Annotated in this window: 8 protein-coding genes; 6 read left to right on the top strand and 2 right to left on the bottom strand. The window is 70.6% G+C overall.

Annotated features, from left to right (window positions below):
• Both bioB and VGB60_RS00555 read left to right on the top strand, forming a co-directional pair.
• Window positions 1–896 (top strand): biotin synthase BioB (gene bioB, locus VGB60_RS00560; protein ID WP_331036347.1); only part of this gene is annotated, 896 nt, incomplete at its 5' end.
• A gap of 211 nt (window positions 897–1,107) precedes the next feature.
• A complete protein-coding gene (locus tag VGB60_RS00555; RefSeq protein ID WP_331036346.1) occupies window positions 1,108–1,488 on the top strand; it encodes a Tat pathway signal protein in 381 nt (126 codons plus the stop codon).
• A 1-nt stretch (window position 1,489) separates the two neighbouring features.
• On the opposite strand, the gene VGB60_RS00550 is transcribed toward VGB60_RS00555, so the two are convergent.
• Window positions 1,490–1,822, bottom strand: coding sequence for a hypothetical protein (locus tag VGB60_RS00550; RefSeq protein WP_331036345.1), 333 nt, complete (start codon window positions 1,820–1,822; stop codon window positions 1,490–1,492).
• A 122-nt stretch (window positions 1,823–1,944) separates the two neighbouring features.
• Here VGB60_RS00550 and VGB60_RS00545 point away from each other — a divergent pair, with 122 nt between their 5' ends.
• Together VGB60_RS00545 and VGB60_RS00540 are read left to right on the top strand one after the other, a co-directional pair.
• Window positions 1,945–2,709, top strand: coding sequence for an electron transfer flavoprotein subunit beta/FixA family protein (locus tag VGB60_RS00545; RefSeq protein WP_331036344.1), 765 nt, complete (start codon window positions 1,945–1,947; stop codon window positions 2,707–2,709).
• Window positions 2,709–3,644 carry an electron transfer flavoprotein subunit alpha/FixB family protein gene (locus VGB60_RS00540; protein WP_331036343.1) on the top strand — a complete coding sequence of 312 codons (936 nt, stop codon included), beginning with the start codon at window positions 2,709–2,711 and terminating at the stop codon, window positions 3,642–3,644. The genes VGB60_RS00545 and VGB60_RS00540 overlap by 1 nt, the downstream gene beginning before the upstream one ends.
• Before the next feature lie 85 nt (window positions 3,645–3,729).
• Here the strand turns inward: VGB60_RS00540 and VGB60_RS00535 are convergent, their stop codons facing one another.
• Window positions 3,730–4,284, bottom strand: coding sequence for a hypothetical protein (locus VGB60_RS00535; protein ID WP_331036342.1), 555 nt, complete (start codon window positions 4,282–4,284; stop codon window positions 3,730–3,732).
• 127 nt (window positions 4,285–4,411) lie between these two features.
• On the opposite strand from VGB60_RS00535, the gene VGB60_RS00530 reads away from it, so the two are divergent.
• A complete protein-coding gene (locus tag VGB60_RS00530; RefSeq protein WP_331036341.1) occupies window positions 4,412–5,905 on the top strand; it encodes an amidohydrolase in 1,494 nt (497 codons plus the stop codon).
• The coding region (locus VGB60_RS00525) for an amidohydrolase family protein (protein ID WP_331036340.1) at window positions 5,905–7,223 on the top strand (1,319 nt) is incomplete at its 3' end. The genes VGB60_RS00530 and VGB60_RS00525, both read left to right, overlap by 1 nt.

Here is a 7,223-nt window from a genome sequence, read left to right as displayed (position 1 = left end):
TCCACCGCCGGTGGTTCGATCCATCCGAGGTGCAGAAGAGCCAGCTGCTGTCGGTCAAGACCGGCGGCTGCGCCGAGAACTGCGGATACTGCTCCCAGTCCGCCTCCTTCCAGACCGGTCTCAAGGCCGAGAAGCTGATGGACGCCACGGCCGTGATCGCCGAGGCGATGGCGGCCAAGGCGGGCGGGGCCAGCCGCTTCTGCATGGGCGCGGCCTGGCGCGAGCTGAAGGACCGGGACGCGCCGAAGCTGGCGGCGATGATCGCCGGCGTGAAGGCGCTGGGGCTCGAGACCTGCGCCACGCTCGGCATGCTGACCGCCGATCAGGCGCGGCAGCTGAAGGCGGCCGGCCTCGACTACTACAACCACAACCTCGACACCGGCCCGGACTACTACGCGCAGGTGGTGACCACCCGGACGTATCAGGACCGGCTGGACACGCTTCAGCATGTGCGCGATGCGGGCATGAGCACCTGTTGCGGCGGCATCGTCGGCATGGGCGAGGCGCGGCGCGACCGAGCGGGCCTGCTGCACGCGCTGGCCACGCTGCCCGTCCATCCCGACAGCCTGCCGGTCAACGCGCTGGTGCCGGTCACGGGCACCCCGCTGGGCGACCGCGTCAAACGCGAGGGGGAGATCGACCCCATCGAGTTCGTCCGCACCGTCGCCGTCGCTCGCATCGTCTGCCCGCGCGCCATGGTGCGGCTGTCGGCGGGGCGCGAGACCATGAGCCCCGAGATGCAGGCCCTGTGCTTCCTCGCCGGCGCCAACTCCATCTTCGTCGGCGGCAAGCTGCTGACGACGCCGAACCCGGAACAGGACGAGGACGCGCGGCTGTTCGCCCTGCTGGACCTGAAGCCGATGCAGCCGGCGGCGGTCGAAGCGGCGGCGGCGTAACAAGAGCAGGCGTCTCTCCCTCCCCCTCCGGGGGAGGGTGGTCGCGTAGCGACCGGGTGGGAGGGGCTCGGCGAGGCAAGCTCCGGCGGCCGCCATGCCGAAGCGCTCCCACCCCCTTGCCGCTGCGCGGCAAGGACCCTCCCTCGGAGAGGGAGGGAGAGCGAGCTGCGCCCGTAACCGCCGCTTAAGTCGCACCGGCTAGCGTCCACCCATGGATCGCCGCGACCTTCTCGGACTCAAGACCTCCACGCTCAAGACCAGCGGCGGCGGCGGCTCAGGCGCGCCTCAGCCTAGCTATCTGCGGCTGCCGACCATCACCGCCAACGTCATCCGGCCCGGTGGTCGCCGCGGAATCATGACCGTCGAGACGGGTGTCGACACGCCCGACGCCGCCCTCCGCATCCGCGTCGCCCAGTCGGCGCCGCGACTGCGCGCCGCCTACGCCGCCGTCGTCCAGCAGGCGGCGAGCGCCACCCTGCCGGGCGCGGCGCCCGACGTGGAGCGGCTGGTGGCCCGGCTTCAGGCGGCGACGAATGCGACGCTTGGCCGCGCGGGCGCCCGCCTGCTCATCGGCACGGTGATGGTGGTCTGAGTTACTGCGCGGCCAGCGCCGCGCGCTGGCGGGCGGCTTCGGCGTCGCGCGCCTTCTGCTGGGCGGCCAGCGAGTCCTCGATGGCCAGCAGCTCGCGGTTCTTCTGCTCCGACGCCTCCGCCCGGGTTCCCGGCAAGGGCCGTCCCGTGATTTCGGCGATCGAGACCGGCTGGGCGCAGACCCGGCCTTCCGGATCCCACCACTTGCCGCCCGCCTCGCAGCGGTCGCCGGGCGCGACGACGATGGCGTCGTAGGCGAACATCCCAGCCATCAGCACCGCGAAGGTGCTGAGAAACAGGACGCTGAGCCGTTTCATGGTCAGGAGGCGATGCATCGGGAGTATCCTGTTGGGTGCAGGGCGGACGAACGGGGTCGTTGACGCGGCGTTACGTTGACAGGCCGGGTGAGGCGTACCATTCCCTGACGCAACATTCCGGCGCTTTCGTGGATATTGCAATGAAGGTTCTCGTCCCGGTCAAACGGGTGATCGACTACAACGTCAAGGCTCGCGTGAAGGCGGATCAGACGGGCGTCGACCTCGCCAACGTCAAGATGAGCATGAACCCCTTCGACGAAATCGCCGTCGAGGAAGCCGTCCGCATGAAGGAAGGCAAGGAGCATCACGCCGCCGGGACCGTGACCGAGATCGTGGTCGTTTCCATCGGCGTGACGCAGGCGCAGGAAACGATCCGCACGGCGCTGGCCATGGGCGCCGACCGGGGCCTGCTGATCCAGTCCGACTCCGACCTCGAGCCGCTGGCGGTCGCTCGCCTGCTGAAGGCCGTGGTCGAGGAGGAGAAGCCCGATCTGGTCCTGCTGGGCAAGCAGTCGATCGACGGCGACAACAATGCGGTGGGCCAGATGCTGGCCGCCCTGCTGGACTGGCCCCAAGCCACCTTCGCCGGCAAGATCGTGCTCGCCGACGGCAAGGCGACGGTGACGCGTGAAGTCGACGGCGGCCTGCAGACCCTGGCCGCGACCCTGCCGGCCGTGGTGTCCGTCGACCTGCGCCTGAACACGCCGCGCTACGCCTCCCTGCCCAACATCATGAAGGCCAAGAAGAAGGAGATCGCCGTCAAGGCGGCCGCCGACTACGGCGTCGACACGGCGCCGCGGCTCAAGGTGCTCAAGGTGACGACGCCGCCGCAGCGGTCGGCGGGCATAATGGTGGCCGACGCCGCCGATCTGGTGATGAAGCTCAAGACCGCGGGAGTGCTCTGATGGCCGTTCTGGTTATCGCGGATCGCGACGGCGAGGCCCTGCGCGACACCACCCACAAGACGATCACCGCCGCCCTGAAGCTGTCGGGCGACGTGGACGTGCTGGTGCTGGGCCAAGGGTCCAGAGCCGCGGCCGACGCGGCGGCGAAGATCGCCGGGGTGCGCAAGGTGCTGCTGGCCGAAAGCGACGCCCTCGCCCACCAGCTGGCCGAGGCTGTCGAAGCCACCGTGGTCGGCCTGGCCGGCGGCTATGACGCGATCCTCGCCCCCGCCACCACCGACGGCAAGAACTACATGCCGCGCATCGCCGCCAGGCTCGACGTGGCGCCGATCTCGGACATCATCGAGGTAATTTCGTCTGATAGTTTCGTGCGCCCGATCTACGCCGGCAACGCCCTGGAGACGATCCAGTCCGGCGACGCCAAGAAGGTGATCACCGTCCGCCCGACGAACTTCGACGCCGCCGACGCGAACGGCGGTTCGGCCTCGGTCGAGACCATGGCCGGCGCAAGCGGCGGCCGCACGGCCGACTTCGTATCCGAGGAGATGGTCAAGTCGGACCGCCCGGAACTGGGCGCCGCCCGCATCGTGGTGTCCGGCGGCCGGGCGCTCGGCTCGGCCGAGGAGTTCCACGCCGTGCTCGACCCCCTGGCCGACAAGCTGGGCGCCGCCGTGGGCGCCTCGCGCGCCGCCGTCGACGCCGGCTACGCCCCCAACGACTACCAGGTCGGCCAGACCGGCAAGGTCGTGGCCCCGGCCCTCTACATCGCCATCGGCATCTCGGGCGCCATCCAGCACCTCGCCGGCATGAAGGACTCCAAGGTCATCGTCGCCATCAACAAGGACGCCGACGCCCCGATCTTCCAGGTCGCCGACTACGGCCTCGTCGGCGACTACAAGGTCATCGTGCCGGAACTGATGAAGGCGCTGGGCTAGAGCTGTTAGTTCCGCTCATCCCGGCTTTCGCGGGATGAGCGGAGCAGGCGGGGCTACGCACGTCGCAGCCCGGGTCGGCGGTCCCCTACTGCGAATACAGCGTCACGCTATGCCGCGGCCCGGCGATCAGCACGCCGTTGCTCTCCGTTCGCGCGATGCTCGTCGCTTCGTCCAGCGCCCGCATGACATCCCCCAGGCGCGGCGGCAGGCCGATGGCGCAGACCGGCGGCGTAGGCGCGCCGGCAGGCGTCGGGCCATGCGTCGAGGTAAAGGAAACCCGCGACCCATCGATGCGATAGGCGCGCGCCGCCCCCGCGCACCTCGGCTCCCACCACAGTTGCCGCCCGTCGCCGGTCAGGGCCAGTCCGATCGGCTCGTCCAGCCCGACGCCGTCGATCCCGGCGACCCGCCAGGCCCCTCTCAGAGTGGCGACCCGTGCGGCTGGGTCCGGCGCCTCCGGCTCGGCTTTCCGCTCGGCCTCGACCGGTCGGGCGGGCGGCGGGCTCGTCGCGACACCGGATGTTTCAGTCCGCATGGGAGCAGGCTGCTCGCAGGCGGCGAGCGAACCAAGCAGCAGCAGCGTGAGGGGTCGGAACAGCGTCATCCGGCGATAGTAGAACCACGGCGAAGCCAACGCCAAGGAACCGGCCCTGGCCGAACCGCCAACCTTACCAGTTTGTAATGTTTCCGGCTTTGACGCGGCGGCTCGGACCCTTTTGTAATCCGGCCCGACGTGCGCGGCAGCGCGCACAAAGGGGGAGCGATCCATGAGACTTCACGCCTTGCGGGGTTCCAGCCTCGCCGTCATCGCCTGCGCGCTCGCGGGTTCCCTGGCCCTGTCGGGCTGCGCCACGACCGGCGGCGATGACGACAAGCCTTCGTCCAACGCAGCGTCCACCGAGCGCCAGCCGCTGGCGCGCGGTCTCGACTTCGCCAGCAACCCCGATCCCTTCCCCTCGACCTATCGCGGCCTGCCGCGCGAGAACATGGCCATCGTCGGCGGCACCGTCTTCACCGGCGCGGGCCAGCGGATCGAGAACGGCGTGGTCGTCGTCACCGACGGGCGGGTCGTCGCGGTCGGCGGCGCGGATACGGCCGTTCCTGGCGGTCACCGCGTGGTCGACGCGCGCGGCCGCTTCGTGACGCCGGGCATCATCGACGTCCACAGCCACCTCGGCGTCTATCCCTCGCCCGGCGTGACCGGCATGAGCGACGGCAATGAGGCGACCAATCCGAACACCGCCCAGGTCTGGGCCGAACACAGCCTGTGGCCGCAGGACCCCGGCTTCAACGCCGCCCGCGCCGGCGGGGTCACGACCCTCCAGATCCTCCCCGGCTCGGCCAATTTGTTCGGCGGCCGTGGCGTCACCGTCCGCAACATTCCGTCCGTCACCATGCAGGGCATGAAGATGCCCGGCGCGCCCTACGGCCTGAAGATGGCCTGCGGCGAGAACCCCAGCCGCGTCTACGGCGGCCGCAACACCTCCCCGGCCACCGGCATGGGCAATGTCGCGGGCTATCGCGCGGCCTTCATCGCCGCCCGCGACTACAAGGCCAAATGGGACAAGTGGCGCGACGACGGCGAGGGCTCGCCGCCGACCCGCAACCTGCAGCTCGAGACGCTGGCGGGCGTGCTGGACGGCTCGGTGCTGATCCAGAACCATTGTTATCGCGCCGACGAGATGGCGGTGATGATCGATGTCGCCAAGGAGTTCGGCTACGAGATCACCGCCTTCCACCACGCGGTCGAAGCCTACAAGGTCGCGCCGCTGCTGGCCCGCGAGGGCATCTGCGCCGACATGTGGACCGGCTGGTGGGGCTTCAAGATGGAAGCGCTGGACGGGGTCGAGGCCAACGCCGCCCTGGTCGACGCGCCGGACGGCGGCTGCGCCGTCATCCACTCCGACGACGCCGAACTGACCCAGCGCCTCAATCAGGAGGCCGCCGCCGCCCTCGCCGCCGGCCGCCGCATCGGCATGAACATCGCCGAGGAGCGGGCGATCTCGTGGATCACCCTGAACCCCGCCCGGTCGCTCGGCATCGCCGATCAGACCGGCTCGCTGGAGCCCGGCAAGCGTGCCGACGTGGTCATCTGGAGCGCCAATCCGTTCAGCGTCTACGCCCGCGCCGATCAGGTCTTCATCGACGGCGGCCTGTCCTACGACCGCATGAACCCGGCCTATCAGCCGCTGTCCGACTTCGAGCTGGGCCAGCCCGGCTACGGCGTCTCCGCCGCCAACGTGACGCAGGGAGCCCGCTGATGCGCCTCAGGACCCTCATCCTCGCGGCGGCCTCGGCTGTCGCCATCGCCGGCCCCGCCGTGGCCCAGGAACTCACCGCCATCACCGGGGGCCGCGTCCTCACCGGCACGTCCGTGATCGAGAACGGCACCGTCGTGATCCAGAACGGCCGCGTCGTCTCGGTCGGGACGGGCGCCGCTCCTTCGGGCGCGCGCGTGATCGATGCGCGCGGCAAGGTGGTCGCGCCGGGCTTCGTGGCGGTCGACGCCGGCCTCGGCGGTTCGGAGATCTCCTCTGTCGGAGGCTCGGACGACCTGCGCAACGGCGCCAACACCATCAGCGCCTCCTTCGACGTCTCCTACGGACTCGACCCGTGGTCCTTCACCCTGCCGGTGGCCCGTCTGGGCGGCATCACCCGCGCCATCGTCGTTCCGAACCATCCGGGCGGCGGGGGCGGCGGCCACGCCCACGACGACTCCGACTTCGCCGGCGTCGGCGACGGCGGCTTCCAGTCGCCCAGCCTGTTCGCCGGCCAGGCGGCGGTCATCCATCTGGCCGAGGGGACCGACATCCTGATGAAGTCGCGGGTCGCCATGGTCGCGCCCTTCGGCGAGGCCGGCGCCGGGGTCGCCGGCGGCGCGCGCGGCGCCCAGTTCACCCAGTTCAAGGAGACGCTGGCCGAGGTCCGCCTCTACGCCCGCAACAGGGCCGCCTACGACCGCGCCGCCCTGCGCGACCTCAGCCTGTCCCGGGCCGATCTCGAGGCCCTGATCCCGGTGGCGAACGGTTCGATGCCGCTGATCGTCACCGTCCGCCGCGCCGCCGACATCCAGCAGGTGCTGCGTCTCGCGCGCGAGGAGGGGGTCAGGATCATCCTCGATGGGGCCGAGGAGGGCTGGCTGGTCGCCGGGCAGATCGCTGCGGCCGACGTGCCCGTTCTGCTCAACCCGATCTCCAACCTGCCCGGCAGCCTCGAGACCCGCGCCGCGCGAATGCAGAACGCCGCCGCCCTCGACGCCGCCGGCGTGACCATCGCCATCAAGGGCAACGAGGGCTCGATCCACCGCGCCCGCGAGACCCGCTATAACGCCGGCAACGCCGTCTCGCACGGCCTGTCGTACGACTCGGCGATCGAGGCGATCACCGTCAATCCGGCAAGGATCTTCGGCATGGCCGGCCAGTTCGGAGAGCTGCGCGCCGGCGCCGCCGCCGACGTGGTGGTCTGGTCGGGCGACCCGCTGGAGCCGCTCAGCATCGCCGAGACCATCTTCATCAACGGCGCCGAACAGGCCCCGACCAGCCGCCAGTTCCTGCTCCGCGACCGCTACCGCGACGGCGG

The organism is Brevundimonas sp. (assembly GCF_036399195.1).
In the GTDB taxonomy this organism is placed as follows: Bacteria; Pseudomonadota; Alphaproteobacteria; order Caulobacterales; family Caulobacteraceae; genus Brevundimonas.
Note: the sequence above shows the minus strand (reverse complement) of the source record. Positions and strands in the feature narration are given on the sequence as shown.